Source organism: Neobacillus bataviensis LMG 21833 (assembly GCF_000307875.1).
Classification (GTDB): domain Bacteria; phylum Bacillota; class Bacilli; order Bacillales; family Cytobacillaceae; genus Neobacillus; species Neobacillus bataviensis.
Genome location: NZ_AJLS01000005.1, coordinates 21,205 through 45,991 on the forward strand (window position 1 = coordinate 21,205; position 24,787 = coordinate 45,991).

At 38.6% G+C, this 24,787-nt stretch carries 18 protein-coding genes; 3 read left to right on the forward strand and 15 right to left on the reverse strand.

Features of this window, described 5'->3' with window-relative positions:
* Positions 1–18: 18 nt before the first annotated feature.
* Together nirD and nirB are read right to left on the reverse strand one after the other, a co-directional pair.
* Positions 19–339 (reverse strand): nitrite reductase small subunit NirD, encoded by a 321-nt coding sequence (nirD, locus tag BABA_RS00890; protein WP_007083225.1) that lies wholly within the window; start codon positions 337–339, stop codon positions 19–21.
* Positions 336–2,762: a nitrite reductase large subunit NirB gene (nirB, locus tag BABA_RS00895; protein WP_007083226.1), complete on the reverse strand. Its 2,427-nt coding sequence runs from the start codon at positions 2,760–2,762 to the stop codon at positions 336–338. The genes nirD and nirB overlap by 4 nt, the downstream gene beginning before the upstream one ends.
* A 198-nt stretch (positions 2,763–2,960) precedes the next feature.
* Between nirB and BABA_RS00900 the strand changes: the two genes are divergently transcribed.
* Both BABA_RS00900 and BABA_RS00905 read left to right on the forward strand, forming a co-directional pair.
* A complete protein-coding gene (locus BABA_RS00900) occupies positions 2,961–3,839 on the forward strand; it encodes an alpha/beta fold hydrolase (RefSeq protein WP_007083227.1) in 879 nt (292 codons plus the stop codon).
* A gap of 9 nt (positions 3,840–3,848) precedes the next feature.
* Complete coding sequence (locus BABA_RS00905) at positions 3,849–4,994, forward strand: acyltransferase family protein (RefSeq protein WP_007083228.1); 1,146 nt, start codon at positions 3,849–3,851, stop codon at positions 4,992–4,994.
* 39 nt (positions 4,995–5,033) lie between these two features.
* On the opposite strand, the gene BABA_RS00910 is transcribed toward BABA_RS00905, so the two are convergent.
* Positions 5,034–6,020, reverse strand: coding sequence for a hypothetical protein (locus BABA_RS00910; RefSeq protein WP_007083229.1), 987 nt, complete (start codon positions 6,018–6,020; stop codon positions 5,034–5,036).
* A gap of 24 nt (positions 6,021–6,044) precedes the next feature.
* Entirely contained in the window at positions 6,045–6,272 is a 228-nt protein-coding gene (locus tag BABA_RS00915) for a hypothetical protein (RefSeq protein WP_007083230.1), read from the reverse strand.
* Positions 6,273–6,479: 207 nt separating this feature from the next.
* Here BABA_RS00915 and BABA_RS00920 point away from each other — a divergent pair, with 207 nt between their 5' ends.
* Positions 6,480–7,295, forward strand: a complete 816-nt coding sequence (locus BABA_RS00920; protein ID WP_007083231.1) for a hypothetical protein — start codon at positions 6,480–6,482, stop codon at positions 7,293–7,295.
* A 148-nt stretch (positions 7,296–7,443) separates the two neighbouring features.
* On the opposite strand, the gene BABA_RS00925 is transcribed toward BABA_RS00920, so the two are convergent.
* The 11 genes from BABA_RS00925 to ligA form a co-directional block, all read right to left on the reverse strand.
* A complete protein-coding gene (locus BABA_RS00925; protein WP_007083232.1) occupies positions 7,444–8,445 on the reverse strand; it encodes a glycoside hydrolase family 43 protein in 1,002 nt (333 codons plus the stop codon).
* 119 nt (positions 8,446–8,564) lie between these two features.
* Positions 8,565–12,674, reverse strand: a complete 4,110-nt coding sequence (locus BABA_RS00930) for a carbohydrate-binding protein (RefSeq protein ID WP_007083233.1) — start codon at positions 12,672–12,674, stop codon at positions 8,565–8,567.
* Between the two features lie 186 nt (positions 12,675–12,860).
* Positions 12,861–13,280, reverse strand: coding sequence for a hypothetical protein (locus tag BABA_RS00935; RefSeq protein ID WP_007083234.1), 420 nt, complete (start codon positions 13,278–13,280; stop codon positions 12,861–12,863).
* Positions 13,281–13,315: 35 nt separating this feature from the next.
* Positions 13,316–14,149 carry a carbohydrate ABC transporter permease gene (locus BABA_RS00940; protein ID WP_338040003.1) on the reverse strand — a complete coding sequence of 278 codons (834 nt, stop codon included), beginning with the start codon at positions 14,147–14,149 and terminating at the stop codon, positions 13,316–13,318.
* A gap of 15 nt (positions 14,150–14,164) precedes the next feature.
* Entirely contained in the window at positions 14,165–15,097 is a 933-nt protein-coding gene (locus BABA_RS00945) for a carbohydrate ABC transporter permease (protein WP_007083236.1), read from the reverse strand.
* Between the two features lie 116 nt (positions 15,098–15,213).
* Positions 15,214–16,482 carry an extracellular solute-binding protein gene (locus BABA_RS00950; RefSeq protein ID WP_007083237.1) on the reverse strand — a complete coding sequence of 423 codons (1,269 nt, stop codon included), beginning with the start codon at positions 16,480–16,482 and terminating at the stop codon, positions 15,214–15,216.
* Between the two features lie 198 nt (positions 16,483–16,680).
* On the reverse strand, positions 16,681–18,438 hold the full coding sequence (locus BABA_RS00955; RefSeq protein WP_007083238.1) for a glycoside hydrolase family 2 protein: 1,758 nt from the start codon (positions 18,436–18,438) through the stop codon (positions 16,681–16,683).
* A 247-nt stretch (positions 18,439–18,685) separates the two neighbouring features.
* Positions 18,686–19,771 carry a GntR family transcriptional regulator gene (locus BABA_RS00960; RefSeq protein WP_040344824.1) on the reverse strand — a complete coding sequence of 362 codons (1,086 nt, stop codon included), beginning with the start codon at positions 19,769–19,771 and terminating at the stop codon, positions 18,686–18,688.
* 169 nt (positions 19,772–19,940) lie between these two features.
* Positions 19,941–21,488: an L-glutamate gamma-semialdehyde dehydrogenase gene (gene pruA / locus BABA_RS00965; protein ID WP_007083240.1), complete on the reverse strand. Its 1,548-nt coding sequence runs from the start codon at positions 21,486–21,488 to the stop codon at positions 19,941–19,943.
* 110 nt (positions 21,489–21,598) lie between these two features.
* Positions 21,599–22,756, reverse strand: a complete 1,158-nt coding sequence (locus tag BABA_RS00970) for a CamS family sex pheromone protein (RefSeq protein WP_007083241.1) — start codon at positions 22,754–22,756, stop codon at positions 21,599–21,601.
* Positions 22,757–22,769: 13 nt separating this feature from the next.
* Complete coding sequence (gene ligA / locus BABA_RS00975) at positions 22,770–24,776, reverse strand: NAD-dependent DNA ligase LigA (RefSeq protein ID WP_007083242.1); 2,007 nt, start codon at positions 24,774–24,776, stop codon at positions 22,770–22,772.
* Positions 24,777–24,787 lie beyond the last annotated feature (11 nt).

Below are 24,787 nucleotides of genomic sequence, written 5' to 3' on the forward strand. Positions count from 1 at the left end.
CCTTCCTTCCCTGTTGTCTTACAATACGATAAAAATAATATTCTCTTTTATTTCTACCTGATATGTCTGTACTTTCCCCTCGTCCGGAGCCTGAACCGTACCATCTACTAAAGAAATTTTCCAATCATAGACCGGGCAGTATACATAATTGCCGCTGACAAGTCCTTCGGAAAGGACGCCGCCCTTCGGATGGGGACTGCGATTTTCAAGTGCATAAACCTCGCCATTTGTAACCTTAAAAAGAGCAATTTCTGTCTTATCAATCTTAATAGAATAGCCTGCCCTAGCCTTTAAATTAGAATAATGTGCTACTGGAATCCGTGTTAATGTTTCGATCATTTGGACTCACTCCCAACTGCTACAGTGTGTTTAGTATAATATTTATCTTGAATTTCTTCACTTTGAATCGCTTCATTCCAAGGCTCGATATACTTTTTCAACGTTTGATCCATGCGTTCGTTTAAAGCTTTACGAGTTTCTTCATCTGCCAGGACTTCTTTCACATGATCAAGACCCATGCGCTCAACCCATTTTGAGGTACGCTCTAAATAATTCGCTGTTTCCCGGTAGTATTGCAGGTAAGCGCCTGTCATTTCCATAACTTCTACTTGTGTTTTTACCGTGCATAGTAAATCTCCAGGGCGAAGGTCAACACCGCCGTTACCCGCGACGTAAATCTCCCAGCCGCCATCGATGCCGACGAAGCCGATATCCTTGATGCCTGCTTCAGAGCAGTTTCTTGGGCAGGCTGATACGCCCATTTTTACTTTATGAGGTGTATCAAGTCGTTCAAATTTCTTTTCCAGCTCAATGCCAAGTGCCATGGAATCCTGTGTACCGTAGCGGCAGAATTGTGCGCCGACACAAGTCTTAACGGTACGTAGTGTTTTTCCATAAGCATAACCTGATGGCATATCAAGATCTTCCCACATGCTTGGCAGGTCTTCTTTTTTCACACCGAACAAACCAATCCCCTGTCCACCGGTTAATTTTACTAACGGAACATGGTACCTTTCTGCGACTTCAGCAATTTTCTTCAAATCCGCCGCCGTTGTGACCCCGCCGTACATTCTTGGAACGACGGAGTACGTTCCGTCTTTTTGAATATTGGCGTGTATTTTTTCGTTAACCAAACGGGAATCACGGTCATCCTTGTATTCATCCATGAGAATCATGCCAAGGTAATAATTGATGGCCGGGCGGCATTTCGTGCAGCCTTCCTCATTATTCCACTCCAGCACGTTCATGACCTCTTTCACACTTGTTAAGCCCTTCTCCTTGATTTCCGCCACCAATTCCTCACGGCTAATCGTAGTACAACCGCAAATGCTCACCTTTTGCGCAGCAGTAGCATCAAATTGGTCACCAAGTGTATGGGCAAGAATGCTGCTGACCATCGGCTTACAGCGACCGCATGAACGACCGGCGTTTGTGCAATGGCTGACTTGATCAAGAGTCGTGAGCCCCTGCGTTTGAATCGCTTCAACAATTGCCCCTTTTGTGACACCATTACAGCCGCAAACTAGTTCATCGTCCGGCATAGCAGCAATCGAATCGCTTGTCCCGCTTCCCGTACATTCTGTTTGAAAAATTGAACCCCCGCTAATATCTTCTTTTTTCGTCAGCATCCGGAACAGCCTTGTGCTATCCTTTGTGTCACCATAAAGAACAATCCCAACAATCATGTTATTTCTGGTTAGCACCCGTTTATAGATGCCTTCATATTCGTTGTAAATCATGATTGATTTGGTTGATTCGTCTTCAAATATTTCTCCGGCAGAGTAAAGGTCAACTCCTGCCACTTTTAGCTGTGTTCCTGTAACAGAGCCTTCATAAGGTTCCCCGTCCATACCACAAATCCGGTTCGCTAGTACTTTCCCTTGTTCATACAATGGTGCAACCAACCCATAAACAATTTCTCGGTGCTCGGCACATTCTCCAACAGCGTACACATGTGGCACACTGGTTTCCATAAAGTCATTGACGACAATGCCGCGATTAACGTAAATACCGCTATTTTTCGCAACCGTTGTATTGGATTTAATCCCAATAGACATTACGACAAGGTCGGCTTCGGCTTCTGAGCCGTCTTTAAAACGAAGACCTGTGACACGTTCATCACCAAGAATTTCGACCGTTTCTTTTTCCATTAAGAAGTTCATGCCCTGGGCTTCTAGTTCTGACCTAAGAAGTGAAGAGGCAATTGGGTCAAGCTGGCGTTCCATTAGATGCGGCATCAGGTGTACCACATCGACGCTCATTCCAAGATTCAACAAGCCTCTTGCAGCTTCGAGCCCAAGAAGTCCACCGCCGATTACCACAGCTTTTTTATACTCCTCGGCTGACTTGATCATCATTTCACAATCTTGGATATCACGAAATCCTGTTACACCGATTTTGTCTGCACCTGGAATAGGCAAGATGAAAGAATTTGATCCTGTAGCAATGATTAATTCATCATACTCAACTTCCCGGCCTTGATCGCTGATGACGCGCTTTCTGTCCACATCTATTTTGACAACTGCTTCACCTGAAAATAATTGAATATTATTCTCTTTATACCAATCTAGCGGATTGATAATGATTTCATCAAAATTTGTATCGCCCTGCAGGATATTGGATAACTTGATTCGATTATAGTTAGGGTGTGGTTCTTGTCCAAAAATCGTTATGTCAAATTGTTCTGGGGCTTGTTTGAGGATTTCTTCAATCGTTCTGACCCCAGCCATTCCGTTTCCGATCATTACTAATTTTTTCATCATTGGGTCGCTCCCTATCTGTTTTATTACGTTATTTATGTTTTTCTCTATATCTATATTGTAATTACCTGAACAAAATAAAATTGTGAAGTTCGTCACATTCCAATACAACTTGTGAATGATTTCACAATATTGTCATAAACCTCATTTCACTTGATAATATAATTAAAAATGGAATATTATTGAATTACGAGGTGTTACATGACGAGTCATTTAATTTATAAAAGTGACATTGGAAAAGCTGCTATTCTTGGTTTTTACGAAAAATACTTAGAATCATTTAAATGTGATTTCGAAAGAATGTATGTGGAGACGACATTTGGTAGGACTCACGTTTTAGTGGCTGGACCTGAAGACGGAAAGCCGATTTTTATTTTTCAAGGCGGAAATTGTATCAATCCTATGACATTATCATGGTTCAAGCCGCTACTAGAAAACTATCGAATTTATGCTCCCGATACGATTGGTCATCCAGGATTCAGCGCAGAAACACGAATATCTGCCCGGGATGACAGTTTCGCACGCTGGATATCAGAATTAATGGCCAACTTTCATATCGAAAAATCGGCCTTTATTGGGCCTTCATACGGCGCTGGTATTATCCTGAGGCTGGCGACCTTCATGCCTGAAAAAATCGCTTGTTCCGTTTTAGTATCTCCATCAGGGATTCAACTTGGTTCTAAGCTTGCGATGATTAGGAAAATTCTTGTGCCATTAATGATCTATAAATTCAATGATTCTAATGAACAAATGAATAAAATAGCTAATACCATGTCCGACGATAGTATGAAAGAAATGGATCAAGAAATTATTGCGAGTATTTTTAAGTATGTAAAACTTGAGCAGGAAATGCCGAAGCTCACTGAAAAAAGAGAATTACTAAACTACACAGCTCCAACTATGATCATCGCTGGTCGAAAGGATATTTTTTTTCCAGAGGAGAAAATTATGAAAGCAGCCCATGAAATCATTCCAAACCTTACAAACTATGAAGCTTTCGATATGGGGCATTTCCCGTCTGAAGCGGATCTAGTAAAAATGGATCCCGCAATAAAACAGTTTCTTGAATTATATTACTAGAGGTGATTTATGATTAAAGATCAATTTAGACTTAATCGACAATATGATTTGGATTGGATCCGGGTATTGGCAACGATTGCGGTGTTTCTCTATCATTGCTCGATGTTTTTTAATCCCTTTCCATGGCATGTGAAAAACAATGAACAAGATTCAGGCTGGATTTTGGCCTTTTCACTCTTTGTCGGTTCCTGGCTGATGCCTATTTTTATTGCTGTATCGGGAATTAGTGTTGTTTACACTTTGCAGAAACGAACCGCGGCGGTCTATATTCGCGAGCGATTGTTACGATTAGGTGTTCCACTTTTATTTGGAGTAATCTTTTTAACTCCACCGCAGGTTTACATTGAACGAATTACTCACAATCAGTTTAATGGTTCATTTATCGATTTCCTTCCCCATTATTTAGACGGTGTGTACTTAAGTATTGGCGGAACGGGGAACTTTGCCTTTTTCGGTTTGCACCTATGGTATTTGCTTGTACTTCTCGTCTTTTCCCTTCTTACTCTGCCTCTTTTTAAAAAAATAGGCAGGAAAAATAAATTTAGCTTTGTTCATTTTTTCATTTTACCAATAGTACTTTTTCTAGTCGGGCCCATTAAAACCGTCAATCTAGGCGGATGGGATATCGTTTATTATTTAGTACTCTTTATTTATGGCTATTATTTCTTTTCAAATGAAGCATTCAAACCTGCCCTTCAAAAGACCATTAAGTTTCATTTTACTATCGCTGTTTTCACTTCGTTGGTTTTCATCGTTTGGTTTATGAAGGCAGTCCCGCAGCCGGGAACAATCAATGATATCCTTTTTTATGCCGTTCACACGGTAAATTGTTGGAGCTGGCTGTTATGTATATTCTTTTTAGCAGACAAATATTTATCGGTACCGAATCGTTTCTTAACATATGGCAGTGAGGCCTCCATGCCATTTTATGTGCTACATCAGCCTGTCATCGTATTGCTTGGTTTTCTTATGTATGATTTGCCTTGGCCAATCCCCGTTAAACTGATTTTTCTTATTGCTGCTTCGTTTGTCATTATTATGCTACTTTATCATTTGATCATTAGACGCATTCCTGCCTTACGATTTTTGTTTGGAATGAAGAGTACGACAACGGTGAAGGAAACTCCTGCTGCGACAGGTACTGCTCCACGCTAACGTAATTAGAGGGTGCCCATCATGTGGGCACCCTCTTCTTTAGACAATTTGTTTTTCTTTTTTTGGCAGTGGTAAAAACTTCACCACTGGGATGATAATGGGAACAAGGACACCGACTAAAGCAACAGGTACGATCTCCCACAATTCTAATGGCGGTGTGATGAGTATGCCAGATTTATGAATTGCAAACAAAGAAAGGAAATAGGCTATACCCCCCGTAAGTCCTGCCAGCCAGTTTGTCTTTTTAAACAATAAATACAGTAATGGAATTAATAGCAGTGTGATTGGTACATAGGAGGTTGGATAACCCACTGCAAGAAAGGTTGCTTTTCCAATAATCCTTAATAGGATATATAGTGCTGCGGCCATTACTGGTATGGTAAATTCCTGGAAAATTCGAATGATCAGTACCGTAAGCAATGCCACCATCAGCACGGAATAAATCGGATAAACCCATTCCGGAATACCGCCGAAAATTTGCGAGGCCGGATCCGAGATCAGCTCTAGGATTTCTTGGGAGGCGATGGATTTTCCATGAATGTACTGATCATACGAAATCGCTCCATTTTCCTGCTGCATATTCGGGAACATCAAACACTCAAGTTGGAACATCCCGAACCATGTATGCATTGATTTCCAGGTCGGCAATACATCCCTTGTGAACAAGTAATACCCACGCCAGACTCCAAATATCATGATACTCGTTCCAATATAATAAATAAAATGGGTCGGACTCCATGTCGTTAAATCAATTCCATATGCAATATGATAGGTGAAATCTAATGGAATACCGATTAAAAATAAAACATATCCAATCGTAATCAGATTTCTTGAAAATCGATCCATGTATTGGGGGCGCCGCCACTCTTGCAGTAACAAATATCCGCCCAAGACAAATCCAAGTGTATTAACAATATGGGGAATCGAATATTCTTCAAACAAATACTTAAAGTGATATGACGCATCCCAAGCAGAGCCTATAAATTTTAATAAAAAGGCAATTACCCATAAACGGTAATATTTCAAATCTTCATCTCCTCACCTTGGGGACTAGCCCAACAGATCAAATGGATCTCCAAAAATAGCTATCAGGATATAATTTATAGCTAAGGCGATCCCAAATACGATTCCAGCAATCCGAACTTTCTTTTGAGTAAATAACCTATACATAAAAATGATTCCGGAAGTGACTAAAAAAATGTTAATGGTTACAAACGTCCAAAGTAGGTTTTCACTGTGTTCCACTGCTGTCACATGCATCAAATATAACGGTATCAACTGCTTAATTCCTCCATGGATTTACTTTTTAATCAATAGGCCCTAGAATCATACTCCATTATATGACGAAGATTTTCCTACTATTGTTTCTATAGTATCATTTTTTTTTACATAGATGATTAGTTTGTTTACATAAAATTCTTGCATTGGTTCAAATAGGTAATGTAAAGTGAATGGACGGACTATGATGCGAAAGGAGAAAATCCCATGAAACATTTTATTATGACCACCCTACTATTAACCACTGTGATGCTTTCTGCTTGCAATTCAATAAAAGTCCCAAAGTCGACGATGGATCATAAAATGAGCGCCACACCAACTAATGTTGTTCCAACAAAATCCGAATGGAAAATTGCAGAACATCCAAAACCAAACGAGAAAATTCCAATCTCCATTTTAATAAAAGATAAAGACAATCAGCCCATCAAATCATTCCAAACCGTCCATGAAAAAAAGATGCATTTATTTATTGTTAGTAAGGATTTATCTTATTTTTCACATATCCACCCAAAATATAAAGGAAATGGGGAATTTACAATTACCACCACCTTCCCAGCAGGTGGAGATTATAAGATTATTGCTGATGTGACTCCGAAGGGCGGCGGGGATAGCAGTATTGAAAGTCATTGGCAGCATGTGGAGGGCGTGGCCGCACAGGAGGAGCCATTAGTTCCTGATCAAGAATTAACCAAAGTAGTGGATGGAAAAAAAGTGACACTCTCGTTTAGTCAACTTACCGCAGGTGAAACTTTGCATATGACCTTTACCATTACTGACGCAAAAACCAATCAGCCCATCAAAGATCTCCAGCCCTATTTAGGGGCCATGGGTCACATGGTTGCCATGAGTGCAGATGCCGAAAGATACTTGCACATCCATCCGATGACAACCGCGGGAAATGGGCCGAAGGTGATCTTTATGACGATTTTTCCGGAAACTGGCGTTTATAAAGTTTGGGGGCAATTTAAACTTGAAGGTAAGGTCTTTACAGTTCCATTTGTGATAGATGTGCCAAAAAAATAGACCAAAAAACCCCTACAAAAGTCAAATAGGGGTTTTTGGTTGCACATTTTTTACATTTTCTTGAAATTGGTGCCTGACACCCTTCGTGGACAGTGTCCGCGTGGAGCAGACAATCAAGGGAACTCTCTCCTGCTTTTAAGCATAAAGTCTATACTTCTCCAGAAGGTTTGGTCATCGGTGTATAGGCTGGTAGTGGCGTACCAAAATTTGGGGTACCGTCTGGTTTCCAATTGATTTTTTGAATCCTTGGATTCCGCAGCCTTCCCAAACCATGATCTCCTTCGGCCTCCGAAAACGAAAATGCGTGGTAGACGATCCAGTCCTCCGTTCCGTCCGGGGATTGAGTAAAGCTATTATGCCCAGGTGAAAATACTCGGTTTTTTACACTTTTCGAGAAAACGGGTCCTGGATGTTTTACCCAAGAATCAGGATCAAGAAGGTTAGCCGTTTCACTTGCTGTAAGCATCCCTAAGCAATAGTCATCAGACCATGTTGCACTTGCAGAAAAAACGAGAAAAATTTTACCGTTCCGTTTTAGAATTATTGGACCTTCATTTATAGCCATTCCACCTTGTTTCTCCCATTCATCCTCCGGAGCCGATAGTAATATGTTTTCACCTATTAGGGTCCACGGGTTTTCCATTTTTGCCATGTAAAGTGCTGACCCATAATCAGGAAAGTATCCATATCCTGAGTAAAGAAAATATAATTCGTTCTTATGTTGAAGAACGGTTCCATCTAAACCAGGATGATCGGTATTCACTGCACCCCTGAAATGCCACTTGCCCAGAAATGGATTTGGCGAAGAATTTTCAAGTACATAGATATGCCGAGTATCATCACCACCACCATCATTGGCAGTAAAATAAATGAACCATTTTCCGTTAATATAGTGTATTTCAGGTGCCCAAATATTGTGGCTATATGGGCCTTCTGCTGGAGGTGACCATATTATTGTTTTGGCTGTTGTCGAAAATCCTGTTATCGTCGGACTTCTCCAAATGGCTATATGATCAGATAATGTAATGGTTAAATAATAGTACCCATCTGTATGTTTATAAATATAAGGATCTGGGCCACTTTCAAGCAGGGGATTCATAAACATTTCATTTTTTTGACTCGTAATGATATGGTGGGTTTGTGTTTCCATAATTAGTACCTCCATATTGGCTTATATGACTATCTTTGAATTGATTTTATCGTTAAGCACAAAACGCTACTCATTTTTTTAAAAAGGTAGACATCTAAGATTTACCTTTTTGTTGAAATTTATATTCTTTTTAATTCCCTTAGTAATCTATCTCCATCTGACAATAATTCTTCCTTTGCACGTTTAGATACATAATCTCCTTTTGCTTTATCAAGAAATTCTTGAAAATCATTTAAATGTTTTAAGGATTGTTCAATATGGCCTTTTTCCATATGTTGTTTTGATTGTTCTAGTTTATTGCTTAATTGTTTATATAAACTATGATTTATTTCTCCAGAAGCATTGTATTTATCAAGCAATTTCAAAATTGTTTTGTGACTTGTTTCTATTGGTTTCACATGAAAATTATCAAATCTCGTAAAATTATAGTTTGATCTAAGTCCTACTTTTCCTTGTGTAAATGCTGTGCTGCTATTATCGGTATAATCTATTTTAGGAGTATCCATATCACCAACAAATATCTTAATATTGGTTCCTTTTGCAACAACTTTCATATGCTGCCATGTATTTAGAGGAGCGCTGATTTTTGCACCTTTTAGGTACAACCAATTATAATTAAATTTTCCTAAATGAACACCATCTTTATTGATATACGCTAGATACCCTTGCATAAAATCAGGATTATTTTGTCCAAGTTCAATCCCATTGGCTGGATTATTTACTCTAAAAATTATGCCGCCGTCACCTGTCCCAGCTCCAATATTAATATCTGCTTCAACCGTATAATCCTTCCACATATGATCTCCGATTACAGATTTCGCAAAGGTACCTGGTGCTGCACTATATTCCCCTTCAGCTGCCGGTGGTTCTTCTCCTTTATCTAAAGTAAAATCAATACTTCTAAAGTCAAATTCACCCTTTACCATTTCCGCCTTAATCGTATGTTTGCCAGCGGGTAAAAAGACATTTTCTTTAATGACACTTTCCCAGTTATCCCAGCCGCCTGTTTTTGGCACATCTATGATACCTGTTAAATCAACAGTATCATCAAGCCAAAGTCTAATTTGATTTCCCTCTAAATCAGTTGCAATTCTGATGGCTACTTGGTATTTGTCCTCTTTTTCAATATCGACGTTATATTTTAACCATTCTCCCGCTTGATTCCAGCCAACATTATACCCACCCTCAGGATTAACGCGAATATCTACGGAATCTCTTCTATATTTACCTCCGATATTTACAGGAGAATTATCGTGATAACCAATACCTTCTCCACCTGTAATATATTCAGCCGCCATGATTTTTCCTGGAAGCTTCCTATGATTGTCAAACCTGTGAAGTGTTAATCTAGAAACATCAAATTCTCCATGAAGAGTTACTAGCTTTAATGTGTGTTTTCCAGCTGGTAATGAAATGTCCTTTAATGAAACACTTTTCCAATTATTCTGATCGCCTGTATTTGGTATGTCTATTTCTCCTGTTACATCAATTTTATCATCTATAAGGAGCTTTGCCTTTCCTCCATCTTTGGTTGCAGATGTAAGTAAATCTAAACCATATGTGCCTTCTTCTTCAATATCTATATCATATGCCAGCCATTCACCTGTTTGATTGGAGGTAACTGCGAATCCACCTTCCGGATTCACTCGGATATCGACAGAATCGGCTCGATATTTTCCTCCACTATTCCCCGCAGTGTTATCATGGTAGCCTACACCTTCACCACCAAGATTGTATTCAGCAGCTTCAATGATACCTGGCACTGGTTTATGAATATCAAACGATGTAAAATCAAGACTAGTAAAATCAAATTCTCCTTCTACTATCTCAACCTTAATCGTATGATCACCCTCAGGCAATGTAATCCCTTCTTTAATAACGGGCTGCCAATTATTCCAATCACCTGTATTGGGGACATCTAACACACCAGTTAAATCTGTTTTATCATCTAACCATAAACGAACCTTTGCCGATTGAAATGTAGTTGCCGTATTTAATTGAACATTATAGAGACCTGTTTCTTTAATGGAGACATTGTATTTAAACCATTCTCCTGTTTGATTCCATCCAACTGCTGTCCCACCTTTGGGATTGTTGCGGATATCGACAGCATCTCCTCTTAATACACCACCAATATTTTCAGCCGTTGTTTCATGATATGCGACCCCTTCACCGCCAGTTATATAGTAGGCGGCACTAATTGAACCTGGTATAGGTTTGTGTGCATCAAAAGGGCTGGGTTTATTTGTTTTAACCGTCCAATATCCTTCTATTTCCTCCCAGCCATCACTCTTTCCATCGTTAAAATCTGAAATCACTTGTTTTACTTCTTTATATTTTTGAAAATTCATATTGGCTAAATCAAACGTTCCATCGTTAACGACTATTTTTATCGAATGCTTCCCTTTTGGTAAATCAATGCCCTCAATCGAAAATGTTTTCCACTCATCTGTTTTTGGGATATTTAATACACCTGTCAAATCGGTCGAGTCATCTAACACTAATTTTAACTTGGCATCATCACTCGAGGCTGATACTCTTAGGTCTACATTGTAAGTTGCGTCTTCAGCAACATTGACATTGTAGTTGAACCATTCACCGGGTTTATTCAAGCTTACGTTATATCCACCTTCAGAATTCACTTTAATCTCAGCAGAATCTCTTCTATATAGGTCACTAGTATTCTTTGCAGTTGAATCATGAAAGCCTACTCCTTCACCGCCTGTATTATAGTGAACAGCTTCGATCTTTCCCGGTAAAGGTTTATACGCCTTAAATACATTGCTTCCGTTTACTTTATTGCTGAATGCAGTATAGCCAAATGCCGCGTGAAGGTTAGAAGTAATATATCCAATTTTTCCTCCGTTGAGCCCAGCCATTTTGCGCGTTTGCTTTTGCATTCCATCTACAAAAATCTTATAAGTGGCGGAAGACTTTTCTACTCGTAATTGATGGAGCTTTGAATAATCATAGCCCTTAGGCAGGTCCGTAGCTTCACTGCTTTGTTTGACCCCGTTTATGATAAAGTAAGATTCTAATTGATTTTTCTTAGGATTTAATACCGCTAAGCCGTAATTATTTTCATCCTTATAAGAGAAAACAGCACCTAATTGTGGATCACCTACCGTTCCCTGTTCTAACGCTTTCATATTGAATTCTGCGGTGTAGTCTGAGGCAGTGGAAGCCTTCGTCAATTGTTTAAATGAATGGGTATTTTCTATTGTCGTTTGTTGAAGCCAGCCAGGCATATCTGAAGCAATACTCCAGCTTCCTCCTTTTGTGTTTTCCCAATTTTCAGTAAACGATGATTGTGTGAAACGCTCACTAAAATCAGGTAAGTCCGGGTTTGGCTGTTCTGAAGTCGTAGGTCCAAGGACAAGCATCTTTTCGCCATTCCAAGCGATTCGATCTAGATTCATATATCGTCCTGGATTCGCATGACTATGATACACCATATACTCAGAGTCAAGATCTGGACCTCTAACGACAGAATTGTGCCCAAGTCCTACATTCGATCCTTCCGAATTTATCAAAATTGGATTTTGGTCAAGGTTATGTGAAAAACCAGTAATCGGACTATCACTGCTTGCATAGTCAACACGATATGCTTTGTTCCATACGTGATTGCCTGTATAGGTCATATAATATTTACTATTTCTTTTCAAAACGGTTGGCCCTTCTGTCCAGCCATTCATTTCTGCACCAGTATTTGATACTTGACCAAAGGTATAGGGATCTGACATTGGACGCGCATCAATTCTTTTATCTCCAGTACTATAGAAATACCATTTTCCATCATCATCAATGAATACATGTCCATCGATTCCCATGCCTAAGTTATTTGTTTGCTTCACAAAAGGACCTAATGGATTTGAGCTTTTGTACACATAATGCCCATGTCCCCCAGGTGATGTGTACATATAAAAATCACCATTCCAATAAACAACCTCAGGTGCGTAGGCAGCCTTCGTTGTTGGTTCCTTCGTTACTAATCCACCGTACTCCCAATTTACTAAATCCTCCGACTTCCAAGCTTTTACTCCACTCTTATCATCCACCGTACTGACATAAAGATAATAAATACCATTGTGTTTTAAAATATAGGGATCCCCTTCTCCATAAAACACTCCTGTATCCCATTTCCAAGAATCTGATAATGTAAGGGGGTTACTGTAGGCAAAGGCCGATAAGGGGATGGATAATAGAAAGCTAGCTAAAACGGTCGTCATTACAAACCTTTTCAGAAAAATCTCCTCCTTTATTTATTCTCCTAACAATCAATCAAACGTTAAAAACAGGCAAAAAAAAATCAACCTAATCAAAGGAATGGATAGAAATTAACCTTTCCTTTGATTACATACTATTGATCTTCTATATCTCCATAATGACTGAATTAATAGGACGAATAAGTGTAATTATTGCTTTTGAAATTGATAGTTTACCATCTTTGAGATTGATTTATTTTTCGCTAATGCTAAAATTCCTGCCGATAGAAACATCAAAGATCCTAAAAGATCCATCACTAGATAGGATGCAAGCCCTAATAAGATAAACCAGATAGGTTTCTTCACTTCTGCTTTATCGTCCTTCAGTGTTTTCGCTAAAACAAAGTTTAAAATTCCGAGAATAACAAAAAGCATCCCAAAGGTAACCGAAAACATATACATACTGCCAAAAATGGATTGTGCAGCCTCGAGTTTAGCTAGAGTGTTATACGAGGAGTTCAATCCTTCATTTTTTATATATGATGCATAAACGAAAATGGTAAGGAGCCCCGAGACTATTTGCCATATAGAACCGACCATAATTAATCTTCTCTCTAGCTTTCTATTCACTATTAGCCCCCCTTTACAGGCAGAAATTGTTTTTATTATCCTTTAACACCAGATGACAAGGAGAGTGATTCCATAAAGTATTTTTGTGTGAATAAATAAAGGATAAATGTTGGAACAATGGCTACCAATGCTCCAGTTAAGGCATGAGCTACATCTAGTGCATACATCCCCTGGAGTAATTGCAATCCTGGTGTAATGGGCATTTTTTCAACATCATTAAACACAATAGATGGCCATAAGAAGTCATTCCATGAGGCTGTAAAGGTAAACAATGCTACAACAGTCAACACAGGTCTTATCAGCGGCAAGATCAACTTAAAGAATATTTGGAAATCAGAGGCACCATCCACCCTCGCTGATTCATCAAATTCCTTAGGAATCCCCTGCATAAACTGTCTTATGAGAAAAATATTAAATACTCCCGCTGCCCCTGGAACAATCGCCGCTAAATAATTATTTACCCAACCTAATGTATCAATAATTTTATAGAGTGGAATAAGATTTACGACTGCCGGGAACATCATCGTTGCCATTAAAAAGACAAAGATCGCGTCTCTTCCCTTAAATTTCATTCTTGAATATCCATAACCAGCTAATGAAACGATGACTAATACTAATACTGTTTGTGATACCGATATAATAAGCGAGTTCAAAAACCATTTGGCAACTGGAGCACTCGTGTTACCAAAGAGGACATCCTGATAATTACCAATCACCCAATTAATAGGTAAAATTGTAAAAGCATTCGTTTGAATATCGGCCTCACTTTTGAAGGAAGTGATCATTGTATACAGGACAGGGACAACCCATATAAACACCATTAATAGTAAAAAGATTACAGCTACAATTTTTGATATTCTTTTTTTCACCAAGGTAAGCACCTCCTAATCACGTTGTCTTAAAAAGAAGAATTGGATAGCAGAAACAGCCATAATACATAAACCCAGGATTACAGCCAGTGCTGCCCCAATACCAGCAATGGAAATTCCAGAACCAAATGCGTTCTCTTGAATGTACATTAACAAAACTGTAGTTGAGCTTGTTGGTCCGCCTTTTGTTAACATGAGCGGTTGTCCATATACATTAAATTGCGCGATGGTTGTAATGACAACAGTATATAATATTTGAGCTCTTATGCTCGGTAATGTGATTCTAAAGAATCTTTGTATACTATTTGCCCCGTCCATTGAGGCAGCTTCATATAAATCTTTTGAAATACCGTTAAGAGCAGCCTGATAAATAATCATATTCGCACCGATTGTCCACCAAACAGTAACAGTCACTAATGTAATCCAAGCGTATGGCTGGGTAGCTATCCAGTTCGTTTCTACATTAAGATAATGGTTAAGCGGTCCAAAAGAAACACTATAAAGCATAGAGAAAATAATCATGACTGCAGAAACGGAGAACAAAGTTGGCATGTAGAATAGTGCTTGAAAAAACTTCATCCCCTTCGGTTTTGTGTTAAGACCTGAAGCTAAAAGTAAAGGAACAATAATACAAGCAGGAACCGTAAAAAGTACAAACTTAAATGTATTTCCCAATCCGGTGCGTAGTTGATCGTAAAATGTAGACTCTTGATTAAATAATATTTCTTGATAATTAGCAAATCCTACAAATTCGGGATCTCCTATTAGATCCCAGTTGGTAAATGAAATATAAATACCATATATAGTGGGAAAAAGAAAAAAAATTGCAAATAATATTAGATGTGGTCCGATGTAAAGATACGGAGAAAGATTAATCCGGTTTTTACCCGAATTTTTTTCTATTGCTGAAGACATATTTATTTCCTTGTTCACTCCAGTATTTATCATAATTTTTAACTCCTATTCTTACGTTATCGAATAGAGAGAGAAATCCTTATGCTCTTATAAGGATTTCTCTATAATTCTGCTAACACCCAATATTAACAAACTCATTTCTAGCAATTTTACTTTTTATTATTTGTGGCAATTTTATCCTCGACTGCCTTTTGAGCCGCTTTTAGTCCTTTATCAATATCCAATTTTCCATATATCGCATCACCGACCAATTTATCAATTTCTTCGGCTGCAAATCCATTATATTTATAATCAAAGATTTTAAGTGTATTTTGCATTTCAGGATTTTTCACTAAAAATGATTGTGGTAATTCTTGATATTCAGGATTCTCTAATGTCGCTAATGCTGCCGGGTTTTGGCCAGCTTTAGCCCATGGAAGTGAATTTTCTCTGACATAATCAAGGAAATCCATTATTCCCTTCGTCTTCTCTTCAGATCGATTTTTGTCCTTAAACATTACGAATTGATGTGAGGACGTCCAGTTTACAATTTTATCAGGTGAAATCTGAGGAAAGCTTGTTAAACCCCATTTTAAATTTTTCGCTTCATTTACACTATTTTGCATCCAAATACCTTCTGGGTAAAAGATTGCCTTACCGGATTTGAATAATTGACCTGGGTCTTCTCCATCCTTGTTAGCAATTTTGTCATCAACTAATCCTTTTAATAATTCTAATGCTTTCTTAGCTTCTGGCGTATTAAGAGTTGGTGTTTCACCGTCACTAGTGATATCTCCACCAAGTTGATTGTAAATCGATAAAAAGATTGGTCGCGTCCAAGTTATACCAATACCGGTGATTTTATCTTTTTTAGACAATTCTCCAGCTGCTTTTATTTCATCAAAGGTAATCACGTTATCATCGAGTGCGTTTGGTGCATATTTTTCTAGTAAATCCTTATTGTAATACATAACAAAACTGTGTACATCTAATGGAACACTATATCTACTTCCATTAAGATCACCAATGTTCCAACCTGCAGGTACATAGTTTTCAGCTTTAATTTCAGGATAATCAGCCAATTTATCGTCATAAGTTGTTAATAGGTCATTGTCAACAAACTGTTTAATTCTCTCAGCATGGACAATTGTAAGATCAGGGATACCTTTTCCAGAGTTAACGACTGTTGGAATCTTTTTATACATATCATCAGCTTGAATTGATACATTCTTTATCTGGAATTTTGGATTTGTCTTGTTATATTCATTAACGATTTGTTTCATATTTTCGCCATCAGGCCCTGTAAACGGATTCCAATAAACAATTTCATTTTTAGCTGAAGAAGAACCCCCGGAACCTGAACTAGATGAACTGCATCCTGTTAAAGCCATCATCACCACAAAAAGTATAGAGAACATTAATACTGATATTTTCCTCATTGGTTTTCCCCCTGATTTTTTTATAATAAAACTGAAACCCTACTAACAACTTGAAACCTGTACCCCCTCCCAATTAAATACAGTTTAATTAATAGCAAGTACACTTTTGAATAAATATTTTACTATATATAGCTCCAATTGGCTGAACTTTTAAAATTTTCAGCCAATGGGGATTATACTTAATGATCAATGTGGCAATTATTTGTTGTTAATTGCCCTGATTTTGTTTATGTCTACTTTGGCTGCTCGATTTTCCTTTAATAAGCCATTAATCTCTTGCTGCACATCGGTAATTTGTGTATAGCAAAATCCACTAATATATGGTGTATCTTTTATTGCTTGAGTAATAGATTCATAACGATGTAAGAACTCTTCCTCACTCTTTACCTGATTACCATAGCCCCAGCCTTTTTCAGAATTGAATGCAATGCCGCCATATTCACTAATAATGATTGGCTGACCGTTATATTTATAACCCTGTGCCATCGCATGTTTAAAATTATTAAATGCTATATCGTTTTTAACTACTTTTTCTTTATCGTTATATCGTTTTAAAAATTCATCACCATATTCTACATAATCATGTAACGAAATAATGTCTGAAACGGTATGCTCCCAGCCATCGTTTACAATAACAGGCCTCATGCTATCAATAGCTTTTGTTAGATGATAGATTCCTTCTGTGAATTTTTGCTGCTTATGGTTTGTATAAATATTTTTCACACCCCAAGATTCATTAAACGGTGTCCATGTAATGATGCATGGATGATTATAATGTTGTTTAACAACTTCTATCCATTCCTCTGTAAAATTCTGAACTGCCTCATCTGAAAACTCATAGGTTGCAGCCATTTCAGACCACACAAGTAGACCTTTTTTATCGGCCCAATAAAGATAGCGCTGATCTTCCACTTTCATATGCTTCCTTACTCCGTTAAAGCCCATCTCCATTGTCCGGTCAATATCCTCAATAATTGCTTCTTCTGAAGGCGGTGTTAAATGGGACTCTTCCCAATACCCCTGATCTAAAATTAGCTTTTGATAGAGTGGAATATTATTCAATAAAACATTCCCATTCTCGATTGAAACCTTTCTCATTCCAAAATATGACCTTACAGAATCTATGACTTCACCGTTTTTGTATAAAGTAAATTCTACATCATATAAATTGGGGGCTTGTGGACTCCAAAGGATCACTCTCCAATGGTGAAATTCACTTGCAATATTTGTCTTGATTGTTTGATATGGACGATTAACCGTTTGCTCAAATGCTCTAATTGACTCACCTTTAAATGAAATAGTGGTTTTTAAGACTAAAGATGGATCAATGTTTCCCGACACTTCATAGGCAATTTCCACTGATTCTGTATCAATATCTGGTGTGATTTTTACAGCTTGAACATGTGCTTCATTTAAAAACTCAAGCCAGACTGTTTGCCAAATTCCCGTTGTTTGAACATACCAGCATTCATAACTATCATCTAACCATCTTTGTTTTCCTCTTGGCTGGAAACAGCTTTGACTATCTTCAATTTTCACTACAATATTTAATTCATTTTTCTCATTTAAATAATCAGTTATATTAAAAGAGAAAGCGATTTGCCCACCTTTTCTTTCACCAACAAAAGTGCCGTTTACCCATAACTTTGTAATATAATCAGCTGCTTGGAAATGAAGTATTACATTCTTTTTTTCATACTCACTAGGAAGAATTACGCTTTTTTGATACCAGACAGCTGGACAAAATACTTCTTCACCAATACCACTGGCTTTTGTTTCATATGTAAAAGGGACAATAATTTTTTTATCAAAATTTGATTCCTGGAACCACTGTTCCTTTTCACCTAGGTTCTCTCTATCAAACTTAAAATTCCATTCGCCATTTAAATTCATCCAGTCTGCCCTTTCGAATTGGGGACGAGGATATTCACTTCTTGGAATGTTCTTTTCAGTCATTTTATATAACTCCTTTTTTAGCATTTATGAAAAACTTCAGTTAATTCAGTTTTTGAAAGTGTTTACATTCACATCTTATATTAAGTTTTTTACTGTTAATATACTAAACTTAGTATAAAATATACTTTTCAAGAAAAAAGGTATTTTTTCATATCTAACTCTTCCTACTTTAAAAAAGATAAAACCCAAACAAGGACAGCGGATCATGCCTACGTTTGGGTTTTATCATCTTTTATTGTATCTAAAGCTATGTTAGGATCTTTTCCAACAATTCACGCTCACTTAAAATAAGTTCAACAGGGACATACATTCTTTTCGGCTCATAAATACCTTCAAGTTGTTCTAAAAGCAAATCAACTGTTTTTTTACTACATTTTTCAATATCCTGTTTTATAAACGTAACTCCAGAAATACCTGGTGAATCAAAGGTTAGTAATTCAATTTCTCTGCCTGTCTCGCTCTTTAGAGAACTTATGGCTAAATGAGTATAAACCGCTAATTCAGCATTCATGGTAAAAATTGCTGTCATTTCAGGTTTACTGATTAGAAACTCTTTAATGAGCTTGGGAGTTTTATTCTGAGAAATATCATTGAAACTAAGTGTTAGCCAAAGATTCTTATTAATGGTTGTTCCCCGTTTTAAAAAGGCGTTTTCAAACCCCTTAGCCCTCTCGTCAGTCACTGTATTAGTAATGATTGGAGATATAAGCCCTATATGCTTATGACCTTTATTTAATAAGTATGAAACTGCTTCTAGAGTCCCAGCTTTATTTTCAGAGGTCACGCTGTACGTTAAAATATTCTCCATATATCTATCAATTAATACAAATGGAAATTTATCCAGTGAAAGCCTTAGTACAGCATCATTATATGTTTCTTTTTCTGTAGGAAAAATAATCATTCCCTTTATATCCATTTTTCTAAACATCTCAATTGCATCTGCTTCTTCAAACTGAGACTCTCTTGTTATCTTAATAATAAGATGATGACCATTCTTTGAGACGTATTTCTCAATATAATTGACAAATTCTTGTTCAATTCTTGTTTTCATACTAGGAAGAATAAGGCCTATTAACCCTTCCTGTTCATACGCTGGTCTGATTGAAGTCGTAAGGTCACTTTCACAAACAAAGGTTCCTCTCCCTTTAATTCTTTCAACTATCCCTTCTTCAGCAAGGCCGACAAGTGCATTTTTAGTAGTAATCTGACTAACATGGAATTTTTCAGTTAACTCCTTTTCCGAGGGTACACGGTCACCTACTCGCAGCTTACCCGACTGTATTTGCTCTTTGATTTTATTTTTGATTTGTTGATACAGAGGTTCATTCTTAATCCCAACTCACCCTTAGCTTATAATAATCTAACTTATATTAAGTATATTAATACTTAATATATCTTTTTACAACCTCATTAAACTAAAAAAAGCCTTCAATCCCTATTTTAGGAACGAAGGCTTTTTTATTGTTATTCATTTAAATACTAGAAATTTTTATTTCTTCGACTTAATACATTTCTGAAGTTGTCTTTGCTTGCATGTGAAGCAATAAGTAGTCTGGACCGCCTGCTTTTGAGTCAGTTCCCGACATGTTGAAACCGCCGAATGGCTGGTAACCAACGATTGCACCTGTACAAGAACGGTTAAAGTATAGGTTTCCAACATGGAAATCTTCACGAGCTTGTTCTTGGTGCGCGCGGTTTTTCGTGATGACAGCACCTGTTAAACCATACTCTGTATTGTTGGCAATTTCGATTGCTTCCGTGAAATCTTTTGCTTTTGTGAATCCAACAACTGGGCCAAAGATTTCTTCCTGCATAATACGGGCAGTTGGAGAAAGGTCAGCAATAATCGTTGGTTTGATGAAGTAGCCTTTGGAATTATCACCTTCGCCGCCTGTCATCAGTTTGCCTTCACCCTTGCCAATTTCAATGTATTCCGTAATTTTCTTAAATGCATTATTATCGTTTACTGGACCCATGAACGTACCTTGCTCAGTTGGATCACCAACCGTTAATTGATTGGTTAATTCCACCGCACGGTTCAATACTTGATCATAGACATCTTCAACAATAACAGCACGAGAGCAGGCAGAACATTTTTGACCGGAGAAGCCGAATGCACCGGCAACGATGGATTGTGCAGCCAGTTCAAGATCCGCATCACTGTCAACGACAATCGTATCTTTCCCGCCCATTTCTGCAATCAAACGCTTCATCCAAACTTGACCTTTGTTCACCTTAGAAGAACGGTCGAAAATACGAAGACCAACATCACGAGAACCGGTAAAGCTGATGAAACGAGTATCTTTATGATCAACTAAATAGTCGCCCACTTCGGCACCGCTTCCCGGTACGAAGTTTAATACGCCTTTTGGAAGACCCGCTTCTTCCATTACTTCAACAAACTTTGCAGCAATAATCGGAGTTGTGGAAGCTGGTTTTAATAGCACCGTATTTCCTGACACGATTGCTGCTACCGTTGTTCCTGCCATGATTGCAAACGGGAAGTTCCATGGTGAAATAATAATGCCCACACCCAATGGAATATAATCATAACGATTAAATTCATTTGGACGACTTTGTACTGGTACACCATCTTTAAGTGCCAGCATTTGGCGGCCATAATATTCTAGAAAGTCAATTCCTTCAGCAGTATCTGCATCTGCTTCTCTCCATGGCTTACCTGCTTCTTTTGTCATTAGAGCTGAAAATTCGTGCTTTCGGCGGCGAATGATGGCAGCCGCTTTAAATAGAACATCCGCTCTAACCTCTGGCTTTGTTTTTCTCCATGTTTTAAATGCTTCGACCGCAGCCTGCATCGCTTTTTCCGCCAGCTCCTGGTTTGCTTTGGATACTCGGCCGATTATTTCTTCTTTATTTGATGGATTATAAGAAACGATTTTATCTTCCGTTGCGATTCTTTCCCCGTCGATCACAAGGTCGTAATCCTGACCTAAATAACCTTCCACAGTTTCTAATGCCTTAAGATAGGCCTGACGATTTTCTTCAATTGTAAAATCGGTAAATGGTTCATGTTTGTAAGGTTGTATCATTTCTAAACCCCTCCTACATATGTATTAAAACGTTTACACCCAAAATCCATTCTACATGATTCACTTATTAGTATCAAATAGAAAAGACCCAGCGCACCCGCTGGATCTTATTAGTAAATATATACGAATGGTTCGTTTTCATTGGCCTTTCGCACAATCAATGCTTCCGGACCGTCAACAGAGGTAACACTTACTGAAACAGAAAGATACTTAGGAAAATGTTCCATTACTAACCCTGTCACGTATTGAGCAAACCCAATTCCCTCCGTTTTTCCATAGAATTGGATAGGAATGGTAATGTTTAAGTCCTGCAACTGATCGCCAACGTAAAAAGCTCTGCCAATGACCCCATTAAAGTTAGGAAAATATTCCTCTACGTCCTGCTTAAAGTTTAAAAAGGCGATTGTATCATCACGGTGATCATTTTGCGCTTCAGTTGACGGGAATAAGTAGTATTTTTCATCTACCTTTTCCCAGCCATTTAAACTTGAGCTCCCCTGGTCAACAGTGGTATAGGCAAAAAAATGGCCTGGTGTCACAGAGGATTTACTTTCTTGTTCAAATAAAGCAACTGTTATCGGAACATCCCTCAAAGTTTTCGTTGCACGGGCTCGTTTGACCACTTCTTCGGCTAATTTCTTTCCTTCACTTTCCATTTCAGCAAACTCAATCTTCTTCTCGAGAGTATCACCATCAGGCGTTATTTTATAATAATAGATTGAGTTCATCGCAAGACCAAACGTGACTCCGGCAAGTTTAACATTCCCTTTATCATCTTTAGTCAGATAGTCATGTTCTAAAATATGCGCTAGATAAATCGGGCTTGATGGATCCGTACCAGCGGCACTGGTATCTACTGGGTTTAGTCCGATATTATCTTCCGACTTCATATTTTTTGCCTTTACCTGTTCTTCAGTATATTGGCGGTTTAGCCACTGCCTAACGGTCTTTGCTTTAATTTCTTGACCTTCTCGGAAAAGATACTTGTCGGTATCGAAGCTATTCTGAGCAATTCGCATTAAACCCATTTCAAACTCATTTAAGTCATAACGTGTATTGATATTATTGACGACCAATCCACGTGCTTCCCCCGGCTGAAATGGCAGAATGGTCCGGTAATACTTGTCCGATATATTATATTTAGGAATAATCGCCTTCCCTTTCACTTTCTCCTTTGTTTGAACAGCTTCATTTTGCTTTTGAAAGTTTGGTGCACAGGCACTCAGCAAAAAGACAAGGGAGAGAGCGAGCAATGAGAATTTCCTCACGTCAATCCACCTCTTATTTATTTAGTTCTACTAAAAGCTTCTCCTCGTCCCACACTTCAATACCCAGCTCTTGCGCCTTCGTTAACTTGGAACCTGCGTCTTCTCCAGCAATGACGAGATGTGTTTTTTTACTTACGCTGCCGGCAACATTGCCGCCTAGCGCCTCGATTCTTTCCTTCGCTTCATTTCGCGAAAGCTGCTCAAGCTTTCCAGTAAGGACAACCGTTTTCCCGGCGAAAATGGAATTTGATTCAGCGTTGGTGACAGGTTTCGCTCCCTTATATTCCATATTTACTCCTGCAGTGACTAGTTCTTTTATAAGCGCCTTCGCTTCCTCCTGCTCAAAAAAAGCAACGATGGAGTCAGCCATCTTATCACCGATTTCATTGATCGCAATTAAATCCTCTTTCGTAGCGACAGCTAGTTTTTCCATTGTCGTAAATGCTTGAGCAAGCGTTTTTGCTGCCTTCGCACCGACATGACGAATGCCAAGACCAAATAGCAGTTTTTCAAGAGAATTTCCTTTTGAAATTTCAATCGCCTTTAATAGATTGGTGACAGACTTTTCGCCCATTCTTTCAAGGGCTAACAACTGTTCACGAGTTAGCTTATAAATATCAGCGACATCGCCGATTAATTTTTCAGCAAAAAGCTGGCTAATGACTTTTTCTCCAAGACCGTCTATGTTCATAGCATCACGTGAGACGAAATGAATCAGGCCTTCACGAATTTGCGCCGGGCATTTCGGGTTAATGCAGCGTAGTGCCACTTCCCCCTCAAGACGGACAAGCTCGCTTTCACATTCAGGACAATGTGTTGGCATGTGAAAATCTACTTCTTTACCAGTCCGTTGATCCGCGAGAACATTTACTACCTCCGGAATGATATCACCGGCTTTTTTCACCACGACTTTATCGCCAATTTTGATATCCTTTTCACGGATTAGGTCTTCATTATGCAAGGATGCACGCTGTACGGTTGTCCCGGCAACTTTTACTGGTTCAAGCAGCGCTGTTGGCGTAATGACACCTGTTCTACCAACGCTTAATTCAATATCTAATAGGGTCGTAATCACTTCTTCAGCGGGAAACTTATACGCAATCGCCCAGCGCGGGCTTTTGGCCGTTGTGCCTAGCTCTTCCTGCTGCTGCAGTGAATCCACTTTGATAACAATTCCATCAATCTCATAGGGAAGATGCGGACGCTTTTCAACCCAGCCGTTCACATACGAAATCACATCATCAATCGTTGCACATGTTTTCCGCTCTTTATTAGTTTTAAAACCGAGATGGTCTAGGTAATTAAGACCTTCACTATGGGAGATGACACCGCTCGCCCCTGTATTACCAATCCCATATAAAAATACATCTAACTTTCTTGATGCCGCAATTTTCGGGTCAAGCTGCCTGAGCGACCCTGCGGCTGCATTTCTTGGGTTGGCAAAAAGCTCCTCGCCGCGCTCTTCTCTCGCCTTATTCAACGCTTCAAATGAACGTTTTGGCATGTAGGCCTCACCGCGAACTTCTAAAGACACATTTTCCCGTAAGCGAAGCGGGATGGATTTAATCGTTTTTAAATTTGCGGTAATATCTTCGCCAATCGTTCCGTCACCGCGGGTTGCCCCTTGAACAAATAACCCCTCTTCATATCGTAAGGAAACGGCAAGTCCGTCGATTTTCAACTCACAAACATAGGAAACGGCCTCTCCTGCTGCCTGACGCACCCTGCGGTCAAAATCCCGTAAATCTTGTTCATTAAAGGCATTGCCCAAACTCAACATCGGGGTACGATGCTCCACTTTTTCAAACAGATCAAGCACCGTACCGCCAACGCGGATGGAAGGAGAATCCGGCGTTTTTAACTCTGGGAACTTTTCCTCAAGTACGAGTAGCTCCTGCATGAGCTTGTCATATTCCGCATCCGGTACAGTTGGATGGTCGAGCACATAATATTCATAGCCATATTGATTTAATAGGCTTCTGATTTCATTGATTTTCTGTTCAGCCAATTGAAGGTCCATATGTTCAGCCC